19 protein-coding genes are annotated in these 20,702 nt (G+C 34.6%); all 19 read right to left on the bottom strand.

What is annotated here, in order from left to right; translation table 11 throughout:
• Positions 1 to 7 precede the first annotated feature (7 nt).
• Positions 8 to 1,036 (bottom strand): efflux RND transporter periplasmic adaptor subunit, encoded by a 1,029-nt coding sequence (locus tag B5D25_RS05240; RefSeq protein ID WP_078786895.1) that lies wholly within the window; start codon positions 1,034 to 1,036, stop codon positions 8 to 10.
• 219 nt (positions 1,037 to 1,255) lie between these two features.
• A complete protein-coding gene (locus B5D25_RS05245) occupies positions 1,256 to 1,687 on the bottom strand; it encodes a hypothetical protein (RefSeq protein ID WP_078786896.1) in 432 nt (143 codons plus the stop codon).
• 69 nt (positions 1,688 to 1,756) lie between these two features.
• Complete coding sequence (locus B5D25_RS05250) at positions 1,757 to 2,671, bottom strand: RluA family pseudouridine synthase (protein ID WP_078786976.1); 915 nt, start codon at positions 2,669 to 2,671, stop codon at positions 1,757 to 1,759.
• Between the two features lie 31 nt (positions 2,672 to 2,702).
• On the bottom strand, positions 2,703 to 3,428 hold the full coding sequence (lspA, locus tag B5D25_RS05255; protein ID WP_078786897.1) for a signal peptidase II: 726 nt from the start codon (positions 3,426 to 3,428) through the stop codon (positions 2,703 to 2,705).
• 24 nt (positions 3,429 to 3,452) lie between these two features.
• Complete coding sequence (aroB, locus tag B5D25_RS05260; protein ID WP_078786898.1) at positions 3,453 to 4,550, bottom strand: 3-dehydroquinate synthase; 1,098 nt, start codon at positions 4,548 to 4,550, stop codon at positions 3,453 to 3,455.
• A gap of 30 nt (positions 4,551 to 4,580) precedes the next feature.
• Positions 4,581 to 5,726: a DivIVA domain-containing protein gene (locus B5D25_RS05265; protein ID WP_078786899.1), complete on the bottom strand. Its 1,146-nt coding sequence runs from the start codon at positions 5,724 to 5,726 to the stop codon at positions 4,581 to 4,583.
• Between the two features lie 38 nt (positions 5,727 to 5,764).
• On the bottom strand, positions 5,765 to 6,469 hold the full coding sequence (locus B5D25_RS05270; RefSeq protein WP_242870171.1) for a cell division protein SepF: 705 nt from the start codon (positions 6,467 to 6,469) through the stop codon (positions 5,765 to 5,767).
• Positions 6,470 to 6,498: 29 nt separating this feature from the next.
• Complete coding sequence (locus B5D25_RS05275; RefSeq protein ID WP_078786900.1) at positions 6,499 to 7,194, bottom strand: YggS family pyridoxal phosphate-dependent enzyme; 696 nt, start codon at positions 7,192 to 7,194, stop codon at positions 6,499 to 6,501.
• A gap of 19 nt (positions 7,195 to 7,213) precedes the next feature.
• Positions 7,214 to 8,614, bottom strand: coding sequence for a biotin/lipoyl attachment domain-containing protein (locus tag B5D25_RS05280; protein ID WP_078786901.1), 1,401 nt, complete (start codon positions 8,612 to 8,614; stop codon positions 7,214 to 7,216).
• Between the two features lie 4 nt (positions 8,615 to 8,618).
• Positions 8,619 to 9,605, bottom strand: coding sequence for a D-alanyl-D-alanine carboxypeptidase family protein (locus tag B5D25_RS05285; protein ID WP_078786902.1), 987 nt, complete (start codon positions 9,603 to 9,605; stop codon positions 8,619 to 8,621).
• Between the two features lie 38 nt (positions 9,606 to 9,643).
• Positions 9,644 to 10,042, bottom strand: coding sequence for a methylglyoxal synthase (locus B5D25_RS05290; RefSeq protein ID WP_078786903.1), 399 nt, complete (start codon positions 10,040 to 10,042; stop codon positions 9,644 to 9,646).
• A gap of 37 nt (positions 10,043 to 10,079) precedes the next feature.
• Positions 10,080 to 11,192 carry an FtsW/RodA/SpoVE family cell cycle protein gene (locus tag B5D25_RS05295; RefSeq protein WP_078786904.1) on the bottom strand — a complete coding sequence of 371 codons (1,113 nt, stop codon included), beginning with the start codon at positions 11,190 to 11,192 and terminating at the stop codon, positions 10,080 to 10,082.
• A 36-nt stretch (positions 11,193 to 11,228) separates the two neighbouring features.
• Entirely contained in the window at positions 11,229 to 14,105 is a 2,877-nt protein-coding gene (locus B5D25_RS05300; protein ID WP_078786905.1) for a penicillin-binding transpeptidase domain-containing protein, read from the bottom strand.
• Positions 14,102 to 14,611: a rod shape-determining protein MreD gene (gene mreD, locus B5D25_RS05305; RefSeq protein ID WP_078786906.1), complete on the bottom strand. Its 510-nt coding sequence runs from the start codon at positions 14,609 to 14,611 to the stop codon at positions 14,102 to 14,104. The genes B5D25_RS05300 and mreD overlap by 4 nt, the downstream gene beginning before the upstream one ends.
• Positions 14,611 to 15,465: a rod shape-determining protein MreC gene (mreC, locus tag B5D25_RS05310; protein ID WP_078786907.1), complete on the bottom strand. Its 855-nt coding sequence runs from the start codon at positions 15,463 to 15,465 to the stop codon at positions 14,611 to 14,613. Before mreC ends, mreD begins: the two co-directional genes overlap by 1 nt.
• Positions 15,465 to 16,169 carry a RadC family protein gene (gene radC / locus B5D25_RS05315; protein WP_242870170.1) on the bottom strand — a complete coding sequence of 235 codons (705 nt, stop codon included), beginning with the start codon at positions 16,167 to 16,169 and terminating at the stop codon, positions 15,465 to 15,467. The genes mreC and radC overlap by 1 nt, the downstream gene beginning before the upstream one ends.
• 66 nt (positions 16,170 to 16,235) lie before the next feature.
• Positions 16,236 to 17,519: a methionine gamma-lyase family protein gene (locus tag B5D25_RS05320; protein WP_078786908.1), complete on the bottom strand. Its 1,284-nt coding sequence runs from the start codon at positions 17,517 to 17,519 to the stop codon at positions 16,236 to 16,238.
• A gap of 14 nt (positions 17,520 to 17,533) precedes the next feature.
• Entirely contained in the window at positions 17,534 to 18,505 is a 972-nt protein-coding gene (gene miaA / locus B5D25_RS05325; RefSeq protein ID WP_078786909.1) for a tRNA (adenosine(37)-N6)-dimethylallyltransferase MiaA, read from the bottom strand.
• Between the two features lie 154 nt (positions 18,506 to 18,659).
• Positions 18,660 to 20,684 carry a DNA mismatch repair endonuclease MutL gene (gene mutL, locus B5D25_RS05330; protein ID WP_090168464.1) on the bottom strand — a complete coding sequence of 675 codons (2,025 nt, stop codon included), beginning with the start codon at positions 20,682 to 20,684 and terminating at the stop codon, positions 18,660 to 18,662.
• Positions 20,685 to 20,702 lie beyond the last annotated feature (18 nt).

The raw sequence follows: 20,702 nt of genomic DNA on the forward strand, positions 1-20,702 counted from the left end.
GTTGATTTTATTTCGCAATAACTTTTTCACCTTCGCTCAGTCCTTCCTTGATAATTATATTTTCACCGACTACTTCGCCGACCTGTATTTCTTTGGCTACCCTTATCCCTTCATCATTCAAGGTAAATACATAGTATTTATCATCTTTATTCTTAACGCATACAGAAGGTAAATAAATAACATCTTTCTTAATTTCCTTGGCAATATGGGCAGATAAACCTTTAACAATTATTTTCTTCTCAAGATTATTTTTGATCTTTATATATAAAACAGTTCCTGCAGCACTTTTTTCTACTTTAGTTACCGTTGCATCCAGTTTCATATATGCACTGGTTGCCACTATATCCTGTCCCTCTTTAATCTTTACAGGAACCTGTGTTTCAACTTTATATGTATCATCACCGCTTTGGACAACCACATAGTCCGAAACAAAATCTATATTTTTACTGTAAGCTGCATCCGATACTTTCATGACTACGCCATCTTCTTCTGCTTTAAATATAAGTTTATCTTTAAAAGCATTTAATTCTTCAAGATAAGCTTCAGCTATAATGATGGAGTCATTGCAGGAATTAACTTCCTTCTTTATATCTTCATCCGGATTGATACTTTTTCTGTTTTCCAGATGTCTTATTTTTGCTTCTGCTAATTCTTTCTGATCAACATATTGTTTGATCTCATCATCGAGGGATTTTGACTTGAATTTTACAAGCACATCACCTTTTTTAACGCTGTCACCTATATCAACCATAAGTTCATCAAATTCGACATCAGCATATCCGGATGACATAATCTCATCTTCTTTGAGACGGTATCCACGTTCTTTATAATTATCAAGAACCATCTCTTCTTCGATATCATAAATTAGATCACCTTTTTGAACATAGGCCATAGGATATTCCATCCCTTCATATGGCTTCGGCGGTATTTCTACTAAATCATTTTTTCTTTCCATTGAACATCCCGTCAGGCCTGACAGAACTAAGATCATCGCCGAACATGTAAATACTTTTTTTAACCTTTTAAACCGTCTCATAATGTACACTCCAAAAATAAGCTTATTTTCGTTTTACAATACTGATTATTACAGATAAATGTTTCAAACTTGTATCAATTTGTATCAATTTGCATCATTTTTTATAAAAATCATAAATCCGTTCATTTCACTTCATATAAAACCGTATTAATTTGTTTCAGAAATAAAAAAATCTGAATGCCGTCAAATACGACATTCAGATTTAATAGTTTAATCTTATTAATCTTTTTTATTGAGTACCTCTGTTGATTCATTATCACTGTTGTCTTCTTCATCTTCATCAAAATCATCAACATCATCAAGATCTTCAACCACAGGTGCATCAATATGAATCTTATTCTCACTCTTACGATTAAGAGTTTCTTCTTTAAGTTTTTTAAGTGCATCCTTATCGATCTCGCCGCTAGCTACTTTGCTTTCATATTCAGCACGGAGTTCTTTAAGATGCTTTCTATCATAAACCATATCCACAATAAATATTGGGAAATAGAATAATGCACCGACAAAAAGGAATAATCCCATCTTGTCATACATATAATCATTTACATTATATTCATCATGTCCAACACGGAATTTTTTGAAATCCAGTGCAACATAAATATTTATAATAATATATGCTGCGATAGCTACTGCTAAAACAATCCACCACATTATATTATATCCTCCTAAATTCAAGTATTAATCCATAATCAATGATTATTATACAACATAGCCATATTATTATTCAAGTCTTGATAATACCTTATTGAAGTACTCAGGAAGTTCTGAATTAAACTCAATATACTCCTTAGTTGATGGATGAATAAAACCGAGTTTTCCTGCATGAAGCATCTGTCCCGCAAGATTAAAAGGACATTTCTTAGGCCCATATACATCATCTCCCAAAAGAGGATGATTGATACTTGTCATATGTACTCTAATCTGGTGAGTACGTCCTGTTTCAAGTCTTAACTGAACCAAAGAAAAATCATTTTTGAGTTTTCTCAGAACCGTATAATGTGTAACAGCTCTTCTTCCATCAGGAACTATAGCCATCTTCTTTCTGTCATTCTTACTTCTACCTATAGGTTTATCCACTGTTCCTTCAGTTTCCGAAAATGAATTATAAACAATGGCTGTATATTCTCTGGTAATAGAATGAACGCTGAACTGCTCACTTAAACTCTTATGAGCCATATCATTTTTACAGATAACCAAGAGCCCTGATGTGTTCATATCAATTCTATGAACTATGCCGGGACGCATTATTCCGTTGATTCCGGAAAGCTGATTACCAAAATGATACATAAGAGCATTTACCAAAGTTCCGCTATAATGGCCTACTGCCGGATGAACAACCATCCCTTGAGGCTTATTGATTATGACAATATCATTATCATCATAGACAATATCCAGAGGAATATTCTCAGGTTCAATGGATAATTCCTCAGGTTCGGGAATGGCAAGAGTAATCTTATCGCCCTTCCTTATCTTATAACTTGCCTTGGCTTTTTTATCATTAACACTTATATTTCCTGCATCTATAAGCTGCTGAATATATGAACGTGACATATCTTCTCTTTCATCAGAAAGAAATTTATCAAGTCTCATTCCTACAAGGAAATCATCAGGAAATAAATTCACAGTTTCTAACATAGCTGATTCATTATCATTTAATGAAGACATATTATTCACCCTTTGCCTTCTCAATTATCTTCCCATCTTTATCAATTACAGAACCTCCGAGAATAACATCAATATCTTTCATTCCATAACGGAATATCAAAAGGAAAATAATAACTACTATACTTAAAGTTACATATATATCTGCGACATTAAAAACCGGAAAATCAATCAATTTGAAATATAAAAAGTCAGTTACAGATCCAAGTCGGATTCTGTCTATGATATTCCCAACTGCTCCTGATAATAAAAATACTACGCAAATACGAAGGGATCTATATCTTTTATATTTCAGAAGATTAATATAAACATAAATAATCAAACCTATCATTATTACGGCGATTGTTATCGGTACAGCAGGAGTTTTATCAAACATTCCCCAGGCTGAACCTTTATTTCTAATATGCTGAAATTCAAATACGTCTTTAATAACGCTTTTACCTTCGCCGACTTTATAATTTTCGGTGATCAATAATTTTGTGATCTGATCTAATGCAATAAGTATGATTGCTCCAAATATAGTCCAAAGATAAATCCTGCCTCTGTAACTTGCATCAGTTCTTTCATTAGAAAGCTTTTTACCTTTACTTGTCTCTTTTGTATTACGATCTTTTTCTTCTTTTTCTGAAATTTTACTTTCTATTTCTTCTTGGAGTTTTTTATATTTCTCTTCTATTGATTTAATATCTTTTAGTTTTATGTTTTTTAAATTTTCTTCTTCTTTTCCCATCAATAAAACCTATCCATCTGTTATTTAAATATTCAAAGAGATATAATAATCAAGAGCCATTCTCATATCATCATCTATAACTTCTCTGGTTATAAACGCTTCTCCAATGCCCTTTAATAAAATGAATTTAATGCTTCCTCCATCGACCTTTTTGTCATTCTTTGTAAAATCAATAATCTTTTCTATATCAATATTCTTTGGTAAAGAAGGAAGGCCAAATGATTTACAAAGATTAATGATCCTGTTATGATCTTCCTCGGAAATATATCCTTTTTTCATTGAAATGTATGAAGCCATAACGGTTCCCGAATGAACACACTGTCCATGAAGAAGTTTTAAATTCATATATTTTTCAACTGCATGTCCGATAGTATGACCGAGATTAAGAAGAGCTCTGTCACCTTTCTCTGTAGGATCCTTTTCCACAACATTTTTCTTAACAATGTTGCTGCATTTGATCAAATGGATCAAAGCATCTTTATCACGTGCATTTATCAAATCAATGTTTTCTTCAAGCCATTCGAAGAATTCTTTATCCTTTATAAGTGCGGACTTAACTACCTCACCCATACCACTATAAAACTGATCTTCATCAAGTGTTTTGATCGTTTCATAATTTATATAAACAAGCTTTGGCATATGGAAGGCTCCAACCATATTCTTGTATGAATCAAAATCAACACCGGTCTTTCCGCCTATACTTGAATCAACGTCGGCAAGGAGTGTTGTAGGAACCTGAATAAAATCTATTCCTCTCAAGTATGTTGCAGCTGTAAATCCGGACATATCTCCTGTAACGCCGCCACCTAAAGCAAGTATAAAATCATGTCTGTCAAACTTCTCAAGGATAAGCTTCTCATAAATATCTCTGACCACATTCAGATTCTTACTGCTTTCTCCTTCAGGAAATATAAAATATGATAAAAACTTACATTTAGGCTTGGTAACACGCAAAATAGCATCCAGATATAAGGATGCTACTTTGGAATCTGTAACCACAAGACACTTTTTATCAGATGCATTAAAACCATCCAGAAAAGTTCCGAGGTCATCAAATGTATTATTGTAAGTAATATCATAAACAGGAACATCATTTAAATTTATAATCAATCTGTCACTCATAAAACACTCCTACTTATGTATTATTGTTATTTATAAAAATGTAAAACCATCTTCATCAGCAACCGGGAAAATATCATCATTACCGCTTACCTTGAGATTCTGCTCAAGTCCACTTCCGAGACTTCCCGAAGCTTCTTCATCTTCAACATGATGTCTGAGATTATCTGAACTACTAACCCTTTCCGACATCATTGATTCTATATCATTATATTCACTTGCCGGACGAAATGATAAAGTCTTTGAAGCTGAAGAAAATGCATCACGCTTTGGCTTATAATCTTCTTCTTTCTCTTCTTTTATCGTGAATGTCGGCTTTGGTTTTTCTTCCTTACTGTTCTGCTTATTTGCAAAATTTAAAACCTTTTCATCGTTAGAATTCGCAGCAGAATCAGTTTTGGTTCTGCTGCTTAAATGGGGGGAGTTGTTGTCTCCGCTTTTAAACGGATCTATACCTGTCCCTCCAAGCATTGAACCATATACATCATTCGTGCTATTTGTATTATTTTTACTGCCTTTTAATTCAAGATTAGTTCTTCCAAGTTTGGAATTTGATCTTTTTTCAGGTAATGAATTATTTCCAAATACTTTTTCAAAATCATCGAAATCTTCTTTAATATCAAGATCATCCAGAGTCTCAAATCCTACACCTAAAGCGCGACCGAAATTTGTACCCTGCATATTCTTCTTATCATTTCTGTTTGAAGACGCAAAATTGGGATCAATCTTCGCATCAGGATCGATATCATGAAGATCGATTACTTCAAACATTTTTTTAACAAGAGTGGCAAACTCACTTTTGTACTCAGCATATCTTGTTTCAAGAGCTCTGAGTTTATTCTCCATACGCTCAAGATCTTTGTATGCCTGATTTACAATTTCATTTGCTCTATTCTTTGCTTCCAACTCAATATTCTTTGCTTCTTTAGCAGCATTTGTTACCGACTGCTGTGAATTTTTTTCAGCAAGCATAAGATTCTTCTGAAGCTGTTCCTCAGTCGTCTTATAATGCTGTAATCCATCATTAAGTGTGATGACTTTTTCCTTTAATTCCGCATTAGAACGATAGAGCTCTTCATAACTTCTTGAGACCTCTTCGAAAAATTTGGTTACGTCATCTTTGCTGTAGCCAAATCCGGTTTTGAACTTTTTCTGCTGTATATCAACCGGTGTTAACATTTACTTTTCCCTCCGCCCATATAACCTATAGCGTTTTATCAATATTTACCAAGTTGTGGTGATAATGTCGATTCATTAAGAATCTCATCTCTGAGATCCCCTGATACTTCGATATTATGTGGTGCCGCAATAAAAATATTTGCTGAAATAGCTTTAAGGTCGCCACCCAAGCCATAACATGCACCGCCAATAAAGTCGATGATTCTCTGTGCAGGATCAATCTGGACCCCCTCCATGTTAATTACGATTGTCTTGCCAGCCTTAAGGAAATCCGAAACTGTTTGAGCATCATCAAATTCAAGTGGTTTAATTACATAAACCTCACTGTTAGGTTTGTAATTCTGTCTTTTATCAAAAGAAACAACATTTTGTTCTTTCACTTCATTATTCATCTGCATATCTTCTCTCGTAAATCGATTGTATTTTCTATTTCCAAATGAAGTCTGTGACTGCTGGAAAGAAGATGCAGGCTTGGAATAAGTATTATATGTAGAAGCCTGTCCAAATCCTGTTCCTGTATATGCAGAATCGAAATTATCATAATCCGGCTCTGAATACATATTATCTAAACTAGTAGTCTTCTTTTCTTTTAACTTCTTAACTTTCTTAGGCTTTACATAAACTTCTTCTTCCTCATCATCGAAAAGATCTTCTTCCATTCCATCATATTCTTCTTCATAGTCATCCTCAGAATCCACTCTGAAATAGTCGAGAAAACTCTTCTTGCCTGATTTTTTAGCCATTAACTTTCTCCTTCTTCAGTACAACATTACTAGATATTATAGTTTCTTTCGCCAAAAATTGCTGTACCGACTCTTACTATGGTGGCACCCTCTTCGACGGCTACAATGTAGTCATTGGTCATACCCATCGATAATACCTCCATACTAACATTATCTATGTTTTTAGATTTTATGTCAAGTGATAATTGGCGCAGCTTACGGAACACAGGCCTGTTCTCCTCAGGGTCATCAACAAAAGGAGCAATGGTCATAAGCCCTTTAATTTTCACGTGTGGACACTTATTTGCAATGTCTGAAATAAGTGCTGTGACCTCCTCAAGCTTAAGTCCAAACTTGGTATCTTCCTCAGCTACATTTACTTCAATAAGTACATCTACAGTGGTGTCAAGTTTAGCCGCCTCAACCTCAATCTTCTCTGCAAGATGGAATGAATCCACCGAATGAATAAGACATGTTTTACCTATAACCTGCTTAACCTTATTGGTCTGTAAATGACCTATTAAATGAAAATTAACAGGCTTTGAAACTTCAGCATATTTCTTACTGAGCTCCTGAACCTTATTCTCACCAAAATCATTAACACCTATTGTTATAAGTTCTTCTATGTCAGAAAGAGGCTTTGTCTTACTTACAGCAATAAGAAGGACCTCTTCCTTTTTTCTGCCGCATTTTTCACATGCTTCATCTATTGCTGCCCTAACCTTCTTGTAATTCTCTTTAAGCATTAATTACTCACCTTCATTCCTAATAAATAATTTGATTTTCTTTTACTTTATTTGAATTTAAAATGATATTATCATACTTTCTCAGCGATCCATTTCTACTGACAATAACGAATTCATCGCCTTCTCTAAGGATTTCTACCTGATGAAAGTCTGCAATACCTTCATTTGCCTGATAAACTCCGTAGATATCATCGGATTTTAAAAGCGATACACTGATAACGTCATTTGTATCCATCTGAACTATTACATCTGTTGATTCAAACGAATCCGGATTCACCCAAACATTATCGTCATCTTCTTTATAAATTTCAAGTGTTAATTGTTTGATAGTTGAAGAACCATCTTCATTAACTGCTTGTTTATAAACTTTATTTTTTCTGCTGGAATTTCCGCCTGCTGTAATAAACTTCTTAGGAAGAACATATGCTTTCTTAGTTGCAAGGCTTGTTTTAGGAATCTTTAATCCTTCAAAATCATCCTTTATAATCTCAATATTTAAATATCTCTCATTAGCGAAAAGTGACATATATTTTGTTAACTTGATGTCGACTTTATATTTATCTCCTTCCTGCGTAGCGGTATAAGGAGTATAAACAGTAAAGTTTGAATTATTGATATTTATCTCAACATAATCATCATCTTCGAGTTTCTTCGCTTCCTCTTCATTAAGGTAGCAAACAATATGCCATTCTTCATTTTCAATCATTTTGAAGATAGGTGAACCGGAATTCACAATATCTCCGGTTGCAAATGTTGTTCTCTTATATGCTGCTTTATCCATATCTTCTGCTTTGATACTCTCAGCAGTTCTATTCTCAAAACCATCTGTATAAAAGCAAAGGATACCACTTAAAGGTGCATATGTGTAATTAAGAGAATTGCCCAAGTTTTTATCAGCTTTCATTCTTGCAAGTATAAGCTTATTTGCAGCATCAAGAACTCTACCTTGAACCTCACCCTTAAAATTGTAGACACTATTAAAAGATACATCCGAATAATTGCTCTTATAATTCGAGATTGTATCTCTTACCTGCTGATAATCCTTACCTGAAAGTTCGATATTGATCCCGTTTTCTTCATCACTAAAAAGTTTGGAAAAATCACCGGAATTATCTATACTGCAGACCGGATTACTCTTTTTTATTTTTTCATTGTCTCTTGCGAAATATGCTATATATCCTGAAGCGGATGAATTTACAACGAGTTCACTTCTTACAGCAATACCTGTGCAATTGATATTATTATTGACCTTACTTTCACCAACTCTGTAAAGTGTTACAGGTTTCTTCCTGAGAGAAATGATGACACTGAGTGTCACATAAAGAAGAATTGCCGCAAAGACAACCATAGCGGCATTAAATTTGGAAATATTATTAAATTTTACAACATTACTCTTCTTTTTTGATTTAATAGTCTTCATAGTATTATTTTATAAGACTGATAAGATATTCAATAGTTTCATAGAGATCCGAGCTGCTTACCTTATCAGTAACCACTATAGTATATTTTTTTTCTTTTATTGTAAGATTCATGGCAAGACAATAACCTGCCATGCCTGTTGTTCCTGTTTTCCATTCATGGATAGAAACTCCCTCAGGGATATTTCTCCATCCGTTAAGGAAACCATTTGTCGGATATATATCTGATATTTCCTGTTCTCCTTTTGCATTCTTATAGAAAAAAGGATATGTATTATGGCTGTCAATTTCGGTTATTAACTGATGCTTTGACGCCTCATTGATTATTAGATACATATCATAAGCTGTTATATAATGATCATTATCATGAAGTCCATGGGTATTTACAAAATGACAATTTGTAGCACCAATCTGATAAGCTTTATCATTCATAAGTTTGCAGAATTCAGATTCCGAACCTGCAACCAGCTCTCCGAGTTTAACTCCGAAATCATTATATGAGCACATAAGATATCCGTATAAAAGATTACGAAGCGATACAGAATAGCCTTTTTCAAAGCCGCTATGCATCGCATCCGGATATCTCTCAAATATTATATCATTTGACCATTTGACTTCCTGATCAAGATCAAAATCGCCACGTTCTATCGCTTCACATACAACAATAGCTGTCATAAGCTTTGTCATACTTGCAGGATAAATCCTCTTTAAAGCATTATGTGCCACTATAACTTCTTTATCGGTATCATTTACAAAAAGGACGGAAATGGTATTATCACGGAAGAAATCCGCATTTACTTCCTCATCCGGCCCAAGAACAGCATGTTCTTTATGATATCCCTTTAAATCATATTGCGGAAGTTCCTTATCATAATAAACTTCCACTACATCATCATTATATGCATTTTTATATTTATTATTATCGACAGCAAGATATGTTATTATCCCGCCAATCAATATAAAAAGCAGAAGATAAAAAAATACCGCCTTCATGCTTCTACTTCTCCTACATTAACAATTCTGATATAAAATCAGTGCTTATATAAAGATCTCCAATCCAGATCTCCTCTTTCAAGTGCCTTGATCATAAGTTCTGCCGAAGCAAGATTTGTTGCAATTGGAATATTATGATTATCACAAGTTATAAAAACATTATAATATGCATTATCATGCAATCTTGGTATCATAGGATCATGCATAAATATAACCATATCCATCTCATTACTGTCTATACGTGTAATAAGCTGTTCAACGCCTCCAAGGTGTCCTGCATGGACCTTATGTACATTAAGTCCGGATGCATCTTCTACTAACCTTCCGGTTGTTTCTGTTGCAAAAATCTCATGTTTGCTAAGGATAGCTCTATATGCAATACAAAGGTTTTGCATAAGCTTTTTCTTTGAATCGTGTGCTATCAATACAATATTCATTGAAACCCTCCGTCCATCCTGATATAGGATTAATTGATCAGTAAAATCTTTTATGCTGCATACTTATATTCATAGTCATACCGAGACCAAGCGATAAACTGACAAGGGAACTCAGTCCATAACTAATAAACGGCAAAGGGATTCCGGTATTAGGGAGCAATGCCGTTGCAACACCGATATTTATAAATGACTGATAGCCTATAAGACATGCAACTCCGGCCGCAAGTAACATACCGAGTTTGTCCTTGGCTCGTCTCGCCACTCTAATACATTGTAGCACTATAATAAGTATTAATGCAATTAAAAATATACATCCTGAGAATCCCAGTTCCTCTCCTACGATTGAAAAAATAAAGTCTGTCTGCTGCTCTGAAATGAGCTTGGTTGCTTTAACCGTAGCATCACTTGTATTGTTAAGTCCTTTACCTGTAAGCTTACCCGAACCTATGGCCATTACCGAGTTATCCTGCTGCTGATTGTCATCATCATATTCAGAAGGATAAATGAATGACATGATTCTGTTTACCTGATGTTCATAAAGAAGCTTCTGGTCCGGTCTTTGAATATACCAAAGGAATCCACTTACCAAAGGAATAAATATAAGAAGTATTATTCCTATGGCTTTATAGCTTAAACCTGCAAGATAATACATAGTTATCATAACCATGATTATACAGATTGAAGTTGAAAGGTCAGGCTGCATAAAGATAAAAAGAATCGGGATTCCGAGGAATATACCAAATTTAATTATAGTCCTAAAATGACTGAGTTTTTCTTTTTCATCTGCCCTACATAAAAACTTCGCCATGAAAATGATCATAAATATCTTGGTAAGCTCTGAAGGCTGGAATGTGATTCCGGCAAATGTGAACCATCTTGTAGCATTATTAACATTCTCTCCGAAAAGAAGAACTGCCGCAAGAAATACAAGATTTAAAGCATAGATGATCATATAAAATTTACATATAAAATGATAATCAATAAGTGCTGTAACTATAAGTATTGTAAGTCCAAGAACAACTCCGATTATCTGTTTTGATGTATAGTTGCTGTTGGCACTGTTGATTATGACAACACCGATGATCATAGCTGATATGATCAACAGAAGCAGAAAATAGTTATAGCTTTTTAATTTAATCTTTCCAAACATATTAATTCCTCTTTTGCCGGAAACAATCAGTATAGCTTAGTCTGATGTATCTGTTTTACTTTGTCCAAATGAAGCATCTTTTAAGGCTTCCTTATCATACATATAAGCATATATAAATGATGCAAGCTCTGCTGCATTTGCAGAAGCATATCCATTCTGGATTACGCAAGTAACGGATACTTCCGGTTTTTCATAAGGTGCATATGATATAAACAGAGCATGTGGAGGTCTTGAAGTATCTTCCTGGGCTGTACCTGTCTTACCTGCAACCTTAACTTTAAGATTATTAAGCAGTTCATTATGATCAAGGTCGTCAGTAACAACCATTCTCATACCATTATGAATCTTATCCCAAAGTGCGTTATCAATATCAACTGTAGAATGAACTTTAGGCTGTGATGTCTTTTTGATATTTCCTTCATAATCCGCAACCTTATCGAGTAATGTCAGATCATAACATGTTCCGCCATTTGCAATGGTTGTAATGTATTTTGACATCTGAACCGGGGTATAACTGTTTGTACCCTGACCAATGGCAGAAACAACGGCATCCCGGTCGGACATATGAGGTTCCGTTTCATCTATCTCAATTCCCGAATATCCGTCAAATCCGAATTTGGCTGCGTATTTATTTAGCCTTGTAAGTCCTAAATTATCATTATAATAGCCATCATCATTTGCCAGTCTGTAACCGACTTCATAATAGAAATAGTTACATGAAATGTCGATAGCTTTTGATATATCGATTGTTCCGTGTGTTGTATTGAAATCCCTATATACCCAACATGCCGGTTTTGTATAAACCTTATCGAAGACACCCATGTCGGTTATATATTCATCAATGCCAAGAACACCCTCTTCAACACCTGCAACTGTTGAAATGATCTTAAATGTTGAACCCGGTGCAGTACGCATCATACTTGCTCTACTGTATAAAGGTGTTGTCTTGTCCGTCAGAAGCTTGTTGTAATAATCTCCGTCAACACTGTTGGTAAGATAATTATTATCATAACTTGGATAACTTACAAATGCTCTTAATTCACCTGTATAAATATCTGTTATTATTACAGCTCCGGAACATGGATCAAGTGCCAGCATAGCAGGCGTAATCTCAAGATTTTTAATCTTTCTTGTCATGAATTCATAAGGTCCGAATGCTCCATTTTTAAATGCAGCATAGTCCTCATCATTTTCTTCATTAAGAACTTTCTGAATATAGATAAGATCAATCACATCACTTCCGCTTATATATCCCTGCTGGATCATGGAATGAACTATCATATTCTTAAATTCTTTGTTACCGTTTAATTCTTTGATTATGTAATTTACAAGCTCATTATATATCTCTTCAGAATCATAATATTTATCTTCTTCAATGATCAAAGAAGTATCAATATAATAATTCTCAAGACAGAATCTAAGATAATCAGAAATAGGTTTATTACCGTTGATATAGCTGTTAAATTCTTTGCTGTCTCTGTCCACTTCAGATGAAAGATAAACACCTTTATCTCCAAGCATTTTGAAAATAAATTCAAGATACTCCTGATATTCTTTCGAAAGATCGTTATTATTTACAGGATTTTCCTTAAGAAGACTTCGGATATAAAGGATTATCTCCTTTTTCCTTGATTCAAGATTATTGTAAATCCCCTGTTCAAACTCTGTTGAAGACTTCTTCGACATTTCTTCTATATCAATATAGTTATTATTAAATAAAGCAAAATAAACATCCGTTATAGGAATCTCATTATCTTTATTATTTTCCGGTGCATATGCATTCGGTGTGATATGACTTAAAAGAATTGATGTTATCTCCTTCTCAAGCATATCATAGCAATACTTCTGAAGATCACTGTCTATAGAAAGATATACATCAGACCCTGCAGTTGCGGGAGTTTCCTTGACAACGTCAATAACCTTTCCGAGATTATCAACATACATTATCTGCTCACCGTCTGTTCCGCGAAGATACTCTTCGCAATGTCGTTCTATACCGATTTTTCCTACAACATCATCACTTGTATATGGAACCTTGCTGTTCTTATTGAAATATTCAAGATCCTCTTCACTGGCTTTTCCAACATAACCAATGATCTGAGCAAAATATTTTGCATCATTATATACTCTTTCCGATCTTACGATAATGTCCATTCCTGTAAGATCATCCTTATGTTCAAGTATCATTGAACGGCTCTTCTCGGAAATATCGGAAGCTATTGTTACAGGAACATATTGCTGATATCTGTTTAGCCATAAAGCATATCTGCAGGCAAGAATTACCATTGCATCTTCATTTGTATAATCGGTTGAAATATCAAAATTCGGAACATCCGAACCACCGAATCTCATATGATAAACGATATCTTCAGCTTTAGTAGCAAGTTCTTCATCTGTAAGTTCATCAATAGAATTCTTTGAATAAGCATCACGAAGGAAATTCTTGAGTGTGATACCTGAAACTGTATATTTATAATTTCCGTTCTTAAATTCAATAGGAAATTCTGCAGTTATCTTATCATTATTCTGCGCAAGAACCTGCATGGTATTATAAACTATTTTATTTTTTAATTGGTTCTCTGAAATACCAAGATCTTCGGCTCGATTCGTGAGATAGTTATTATTTCCAAAGGTCAGATCATACGTTAATTTGTTATATGCAAGAAGTTTGCCGTTTACATCATAAATATTGCCCCTAACCGAATCAACCTTAAGTTTCTTTTCGGTACGGACAGTAAAATCGACCTGATAATTATCACCGTTTTTTATTTGAAGTATAAAAAGTCTTCTTCCAAGCAGAAAGAATAATATTATCATAAGGACAGTAACCGGAAAAATCCTGCTCTTCAAATAATCAAGAAGAATATTTTTAAGGTTTTCCAGAAATTCCTTTATCATTTTTAACGGATTCATTTTTTAGCTTCACTTACCTTTTTCTTTAAATATTTGTTTATTCTAACGTAAACCCTGTAAACGATAACCGTAATAAGAACTGTATAAACCGTTCTCGGAAGTATTATATGAATAAGATAATATCCGACAGAAAGTCTATTTCTAAGAAGAAATGCAAATATATAAATCATAAACTGAATAAGCATTTCATCTACCATGGAAATGATAACCGGAAGCATTACATCTTCCATCATATAATTTCTGTGGAAAAATCCATTTACATATCCAATGACCATATAAAGGAACATGAACGGTCCAAGGAGGGTTCCGTAAAATACATCATAGAGTAAACCGCAGAAAAAGCCTGTTAAAAGGCCTTCTCTTCGTCCACGCATTATTCCAAAAGACATAGTTATAACCAGTAAAAGATCAGGTGCGACCCCTACAACATCATGGTAATTAAACAATGTTGTCTGAAGCACAAAAGATATGATTATAAGTACTGCTATAACTATAACTCTTCTCATCAGTAATCTACTACTCTCTTTCTGTCGATGATAACAAACACATCCTTAACATCCGAAAAATCTACTGCCGGTGAGATCTTAGCAGTTTTTGTAAGGTTGTTTGAATCATACGAAATCTCTGTAACATAACCTATTGTAAGTCCGAAGAAATATCTGTCCGAAACATTTGAGGTTATGACTCTGTCGCCAATTTCCACCTTGGCGTCTTTATTGATATCTTTAACAAGAAGATATCCCTGCTCCATAGTTTTAAGACTGCCTTCAACATTACAAAGTGCATTATCTCTACCTACTTCAGCGGTTATATTGGATCTGTCATCGATGATTGCTCTAACTTTGGCATAATCATCATAAGACTCAACTACTATACCTAAAAGTCCATTATCACAAAGGACATTACATCCTTCATATACACCGTCATTCAGACCTTTATCTATATAAAGTTCATTGAACCATGTACTCGAATCGGTTGAAAATACCCTGGCTGCTGTTTTATTGTATTCAGGATATTTTTCATCAAGTTCATATAAACTTCTTAATTCCTGAAGTTCAGACAGTTCAGCCTGATATTTAGCAGCTTCATTTTGATAGCTTTTTAATTCTTCTTTGAGTTCTTCATTTTCTTTACGAAGGGATTTAACATCACCAAAATAGTCGAGGCCTTTCGAAATCTTACCGCCTAACTTGTCTGCTCCTTCCTGAACAGGGACAATGAACTCCGCAAAGAATCCTTTGATTCTCTTTGTCTGATCTTTAAAGAAAATAGAGAAAACCAAAAAGATCACACATATAATTGTCAGCGCCAGGAATAAATATCTTGGGCTGATATCGCTTTTATTCTTCTTACTTTTCATTATATTAATCCTCTTTCATGGAGACTTACGTAACATCTGTCTCCGATGATAATATGATCAAGAACTCCTATACCAAGGTATTTTCCTGCCTCTATCACTCGTTTCGTAATGACTATATCCGCATCACTGGGATCCGGATCACCGGATGGATGATTATGAACCAGGACTATATTTACAGCATCACATTTAAGTGCTTCTATAAAAATCTCTCTTGGCGAAAGCAGCGACCGATTGACGGTGCCCTCTGAAAGAGTATTCCATCTTATTAATTCATTTGATGCCGAAAGAAATATAACTATAACCTTTTCTCTGGTAAGGAATCTACAATATTCCATATAATAATCAGCAATTTCAGCCGGAGATGAAAGATTTACATCTCGACTTTTTTTACTCATGGAAATGCGTCTCGATAATTCTGAGACAGCCATTACCTGACAGGCCTTGACACGACCGATTCCGGATATTTTGATCAGGTCATGATAAGACATATAATTTAGACCCACAAGCCCTTTTTGAACCGGATGAGTATTTAAAACTCTTTGGGCAAGATGGATAACATTTTCATCTTTATTGCCACTTCCAAGAATAAGACTAAGGAGTTCCGCATCCGAAAGGCTTTCGATTCCTTTATGAAGAGCCTTTTCTCTGGGCCTTTCATTGGTATCCATATTGCTGATCTTCATCAGATTATTTTTTTCACTCAACTTATACCTCCTTCTCGCCTCTCCAAGTGCAAAAAGAAGTCAAGTCAAAACAAACTATACTAGAGTTTACAATATTGCCAATTTTTTTTCTACAATTTTCTGAACCGACATCATAATACCGAATTTAGCATGCGGATATGTAAGTCCACCCTGGAAATATACGGCATATGGTTCTTTCATAGGTGCATCTGCAGATAATTCTATTGATGAACCGGAAACAAAAGTACCGGCAGCCATTATAACATCACTGTCATATCCCGGCATAGCCCATGGTACAGGCTTAACAAAACTATCGACCGGTGCTGCAGCTTGGATACCTTCACAGAATGCTTTAACTGCTTCAGGATTTCCGAGTGTTACTGCCTGAATGATATCAGCTCTTTCTTCAACACTGTTAGGAATCGCTGTAAAACCAAGTTTTTCATATATATTTGCAGCAAAAATTGCTCCTTTAAGAGCACTGGCTGTAACAGTAGGTGCAAAGAAAAGTCCCTGAAGGAAATCTCTTGTTGCTCCCATACTAGCTCCCACTTCTTTACCGAGTCCCGGAGTTGTAAGTCGTATTGCTGCATTTTCAACACATTCTTTAGTACCGCAGATATATCCGCCGCACTTAGCAAGTCCTCCTCCCGGATTCTTGATAAGAGAGCCGACAACCATATCAGCTCCAAATTCAGAAGGCTCAACTGTTTCCACGAATTCACCGTAACAATTATCAACCATAACTATCACATCAGGTTTTATGCTTTTAACAAATTGTATAGCCTCAGCTATTTCTGAAACAGTAAGACTCTTTCTTGTATCGTAACCTTTGGAACGCTGAATCTCTATAAGTTTTGTTTCAGGTTTAATTGCATTTTTAATATTTTCAAAATCAAATCGTCCATCAGGTAAAAGATCAACCTGGTCATATCCTATACCAAACTCGGCAAGGGAACCCTTTTCAGGTCTTACACCTATAACTCCCTGAAGAGTATCATATACCTTGCCTGCTATAGATAACATCCTGTCTCCGGGTCTAAGATTACCTGAAAGCGCAAGTGTCAGCGCATGTGTACCGCATGTTATCTGACTTCTTACAAGAGCATCTTCTGTTCTAAATACATTTGCATATATTTTTTCAAGAGTATCTCTTCCTGTATCCGTATAACCGTATCCGGTTGCTCCGTACAGATGGCTCTCCTCAAGTTTTGCTTCCTGCATCGCCCTTATTACTTTAACACTATTTTGCTCTGCAACAAGGTCGATTTTATTAAATCTTTCCTTAAGACTCTCTTCTGTTTCTGCAGCAAAATCATAAATCTTACTGTCTATACCAAGAGATATATAATATTCTTTTAACTTATCCATTTTCAAATCCTCTGTTACTTTTTATTTCCAATGTTCTTATCATATATTTCAAGTATATATTTAAGCATCATTTCTTCATTTTCAAATTCATCTTTATTGATCCAGATTACATCTTTTTCTCTTCTGTACCATGTAAGCTGTCTTTTGGCAAAATGCCTTGTATTTATCTTAATATTGTAAATGCATTCGTCCTTCGTGCAGTTACCGTTAAGATAATCAATGATTTCCTTATATCCGATGCCCTGCATTGATGTAAGGGATTTATCATATCCCATATCAAGAAGCATTTTCACTTCTTCTATGAGACCGTTTTCTATCATAATATCAACTCTTTGATTAATCCTGTCATAAAGCCTTTCCCTGTCCATAGTCAGAACAAAATAAAGGAAATTATATGGGGATTTTTTACTTTTCTGAGTCTCATTATGTTCTGAGATCTTCATTGAAGTCTTATGATAAAAATCAAGAGCTCTGATAACTCTTTTTACATTATTTTTATGAATGATCTCTGCTGACTCCGGATCTATCTCCTGAAGCTTTTTATATAATTTATCAGGCCCGTCCGGCATTTCGGAAATTCTTTGAAGTTCTTCCTTATAACCGTCCTCTTCTTCAGGATCAAAACTTATATCATTAAGAAGAGCCTGAATATAAAATGCAGTTCCACCGGCTATTATCGGAATATTTCCTCTATTATAAATTTCTTCTGTAATCTTCTTGGATATATTCTTAAACTCGGAAACGTTGAAACTATGATCCGGCATAAAAATGTCTATCATATGGTGTTTTATCCCGTTCATTTCCTGAGGCATTATCTTGGCTGTTCCAATATCCATCTTCTTATAAACTTGCATAGAATCAGCGGAAATGATTTCTCCTCCGACCTTTTTTGCAAATTTAACAGACAGATCTGTTTTACCCACAGCCGTGGGACCTGTGATTATCACGAGAGGTATTCTGTTGTTATATAAAACCGTTTCACTCATATCCTGATATATCCTGACTATTTTCTAATCTTCTATATATTTAATATACCGGCTGTTAATTATAGATACTTTTAACATCCCGACTGTTGATTATAGATACTTTTAACATCCCGACTATTTTATTACAGATAAAATAAAATTTCCTGATATTTTTTTAATTAACTATACGTTTAAATTTTTTCTCAAGATCCTGCTTTGTCAGCTTTATAATTGTAGGTCTTCCGTGCGGACATGTATATGGATTTTCAAGAGTAAGTAAGTCTTCGATAAGATGCTGTGCTTCTTCGAAACTTATTTTCTGATTACCCTTTACTGCCGCTTTACATCCCATAGTTGCCAGTCTATGGACAAATATATCTTCATTTATTCCTGAAATATTTTGAGTCAGATATGATACAAATTCAAGGAAAACATCCCTTCCCGAAATGTCAATAAAATTAACCGGCATGGCGCTTAATTTAACTTCATTTCCACCAAATTCATCAATCTCAAAACCTGATTTCAAAAAATATTCTCTGTTCTTCATGACAGCATCCATTTCAACAGCCGAAAGCGATATTACTTCAGGCGGAAATATCTTCTGCGAAACAATACTTCTTTCCTTAAATGCTTTGAGGAATCTTTCATAATTTACTTTCTCGTGTGCCGCATGCTGATCCATGAGATACAAAGTATCATTATACTGTGTTATCCAATAAGTATCAAATACAAGTCCGATAATTTTATGATGAGAAATAGCTTCTTTCGAAATATAGTCATCATCAAAAAGATTCTTTTGGACTGTTTCTATCTCTTTTTGTTCATGTGTTTCATTAAAGATCTTTGCTGATTCATCTTTATAATCTTCTGTTTTATTTTGAGCAGAATCTTTTTCTTCGCCGTAAATCTTACTCTTTTCGTTTACTTCCGCCAGATATTCTTTAGGAAGCAGTTTTTCAAGAATTGAGTAAGACCCCATTGAAGGCTTTTTAATATTCGGTTTTAATGTATTATTGTTGCTGCTGTGCTTACTGAAATTTGAAACAGTACTGCTTGATGTACTTGCTGAATCACTTACAGTATTACTCTTACTTTCTGCAGTATTTTCTAAATTACGTATATTATTATTTATACCGCCATCTGACGTATTCGAATTATTTACAACTTTTTTCTCGGCCTCGGTTTTATTTTCACTGATATTAAAACCTGGCATATATTCTCTTTCGGAAAGAGCATCAGAAACAGCATGAAAAGTGGCTGAAAACAGAGCTTTTTCATTATAATATTTAAATTCCTTTTTGGTCGGATGGATATTTACATCGCACATTGTTGGATCCATCTGGAAGAAAAGTGCTGTAAAAGGAAATTTATGCTGCATGATTCTTGTTTTATACGCTTCTTCTATAGCCTTTGCGATAACAACATTTGTTATATATCGGCCATTTACGAAGTAATTTTCAAAACTTCTGTTACCTTTCGAAATGAAAGGCTTTCCGATATATCCGGATATCTTGATTCCATCCGAAGTATGATCTACAGGAAGAAGGTTATTACTGATATCTCGTCCATATATACCATAAATAGTATCTTTTACCTTACCATTTCCCGATGTACTGAGAACAGTTTTACCATTTGATATCAGTCTGAAACTGATTGAAGGATGCGATAAAGAAATTCTGATCATAAGATCATTTATATATGAACCCTCTGTTACTGATGTTTTCAAAAACTTAAGGCGGGCCGGAGTATTAAAGAAAATATTTTTCGAAATGATAGTTGTTCCGTCAGGTGCACCGGCTTCAGAAAACTCTATTTCCTTGCCGCCGTTGATCATATATCTAACACCTGTCAGACTGTCTCTTTTCTTTGTTACCATTTCAGTTTCTGTTACTGCAGCTATTGTTGAAAGAGCCTCGCCTCTAAAACCAAGAGTCATAATACCTTCAAGATCTTCCGAAGTAAGAAGTTTACTTGTTGCATGACGCATATAAGCCTTTCTAACTTCGTCTTTATCAATGCCATCGCCATTATCCGTAACTCTTATATAAGAAATGCCGCCGTTCTTTATCTCAACAGTGATATTTGTGGCATTGGCGTCCAAAGAGTTTTCCACAAGCTCTTTGACGATAGACATAGGTCGTTCTATAACTTCACCTGCTGCTATTTTATTTATAGTATTTTGATCAAGTATATTTATCACTTTATCTCTCCCATAAAT

Source organism: Eubacterium ruminantium (assembly GCF_900167085.1).
Taxonomy (GTDB): Bacteria; Bacillota; Clostridia; order Lachnospirales; family Lachnospiraceae; genus Eubacterium_Q; species Eubacterium_Q ruminantium.

Bases quoted from the DNA above. Each gene is read 5' to 3' on its own strand.
- B5D25_RS05240 (WP_078786895.1), bottom strand. From the start codon at position 1,036: ATGAGACGGTTTAAAAGGTTAAAAAAAGTATTTACATGTTCGGCGATG.
- B5D25_RS05245 (WP_078786896.1), bottom strand. From the start codon at position 1,687: ATGTGGTGGATTGTTTTAGCAGTAGCTATCGCAGCATATATTATTATA.
- B5D25_RS05250 (WP_078786976.1), bottom strand. From the start codon at position 2,671: ATGTTAGAAACTGTGAATTTATTTCCTGATGATTTCCTTGTAGGAATG.
- lspA (WP_078786897.1), bottom strand. From the start codon at position 3,428: ATGGGAAAAGAAGAAGAAAATTTAAAAAACATAAAACTAAAAGATATT.
- aroB (WP_078786898.1), bottom strand. From the start codon at position 4,550: ATGAGTGACAGATTGATTATAAATTTAAATGATGTTCCTGTTTATGAT.
- B5D25_RS05265 (WP_078786899.1), bottom strand. From the start codon at position 5,726: ATGTTAACACCGGTTGATATACAGCAGAAAAAGTTCAAAACCGGATTT.
- B5D25_RS05270 (WP_242870171.1), bottom strand. From the start codon at position 6,469: ATGGCTAAAAAATCAGGCAAGAAGAGTTTTCTCGACTATTTCAGAGTG.
- B5D25_RS05275 (WP_078786900.1), bottom strand. From the start codon at position 7,194: ATGCTTAAAGAGAATTACAAGAAGGTTAGGGCAGCAATAGATGAAGCA.
- B5D25_RS05280 (WP_078786901.1), bottom strand. From the start codon at position 8,614: ATGAAGACTATTAAATCAAAAAAGAAGAGTAATGTTGTAAAATTTAAT.
- B5D25_RS05285 (WP_078786902.1), bottom strand. From the start codon at position 9,605: ATGAAGGCGGTATTTTTTTATCTTCTGCTTTTTATATTGATTGGCGGG.
- B5D25_RS05290 (WP_078786903.1), bottom strand. From the start codon at position 10,042: ATGAATATTGTATTGATAGCACACGATTCAAAGAAAAAGCTTATGCAA.
- B5D25_RS05295 (WP_078786904.1), bottom strand. From the start codon at position 11,192: ATGTTTGGAAAGATTAAATTAAAAAGCTATAACTATTTTCTGCTTCTG.
- B5D25_RS05300 (WP_078786905.1), bottom strand. From the start codon at position 14,105: ATGAATCCGTTAAAAATGATAAAGGAATTTCTGGAAAACCTTAAAAAT.
- mreD (WP_078786906.1), bottom strand. From the start codon at position 14,611: ATGAGAAGAGTTATAGTTATAGCAGTACTTATAATCATATCTTTTGTG.
- mreC (WP_078786907.1), bottom strand. From the start codon at position 15,465: ATGAAAAGTAAGAAGAATAAAAGCGATATCAGCCCAAGATATTTATTC.
- B5D25_RS05320 (WP_078786908.1), bottom strand. From the start codon at position 17,519: ATGGATAAGTTAAAAGAATATTATATATCTCTTGGTATAGACAGTAAG.
- miaA (WP_078786909.1), bottom strand. From the start codon at position 18,505: ATGAGTGAAACGGTTTTATATAACAACAGAATACCTCTCGTGATAATC.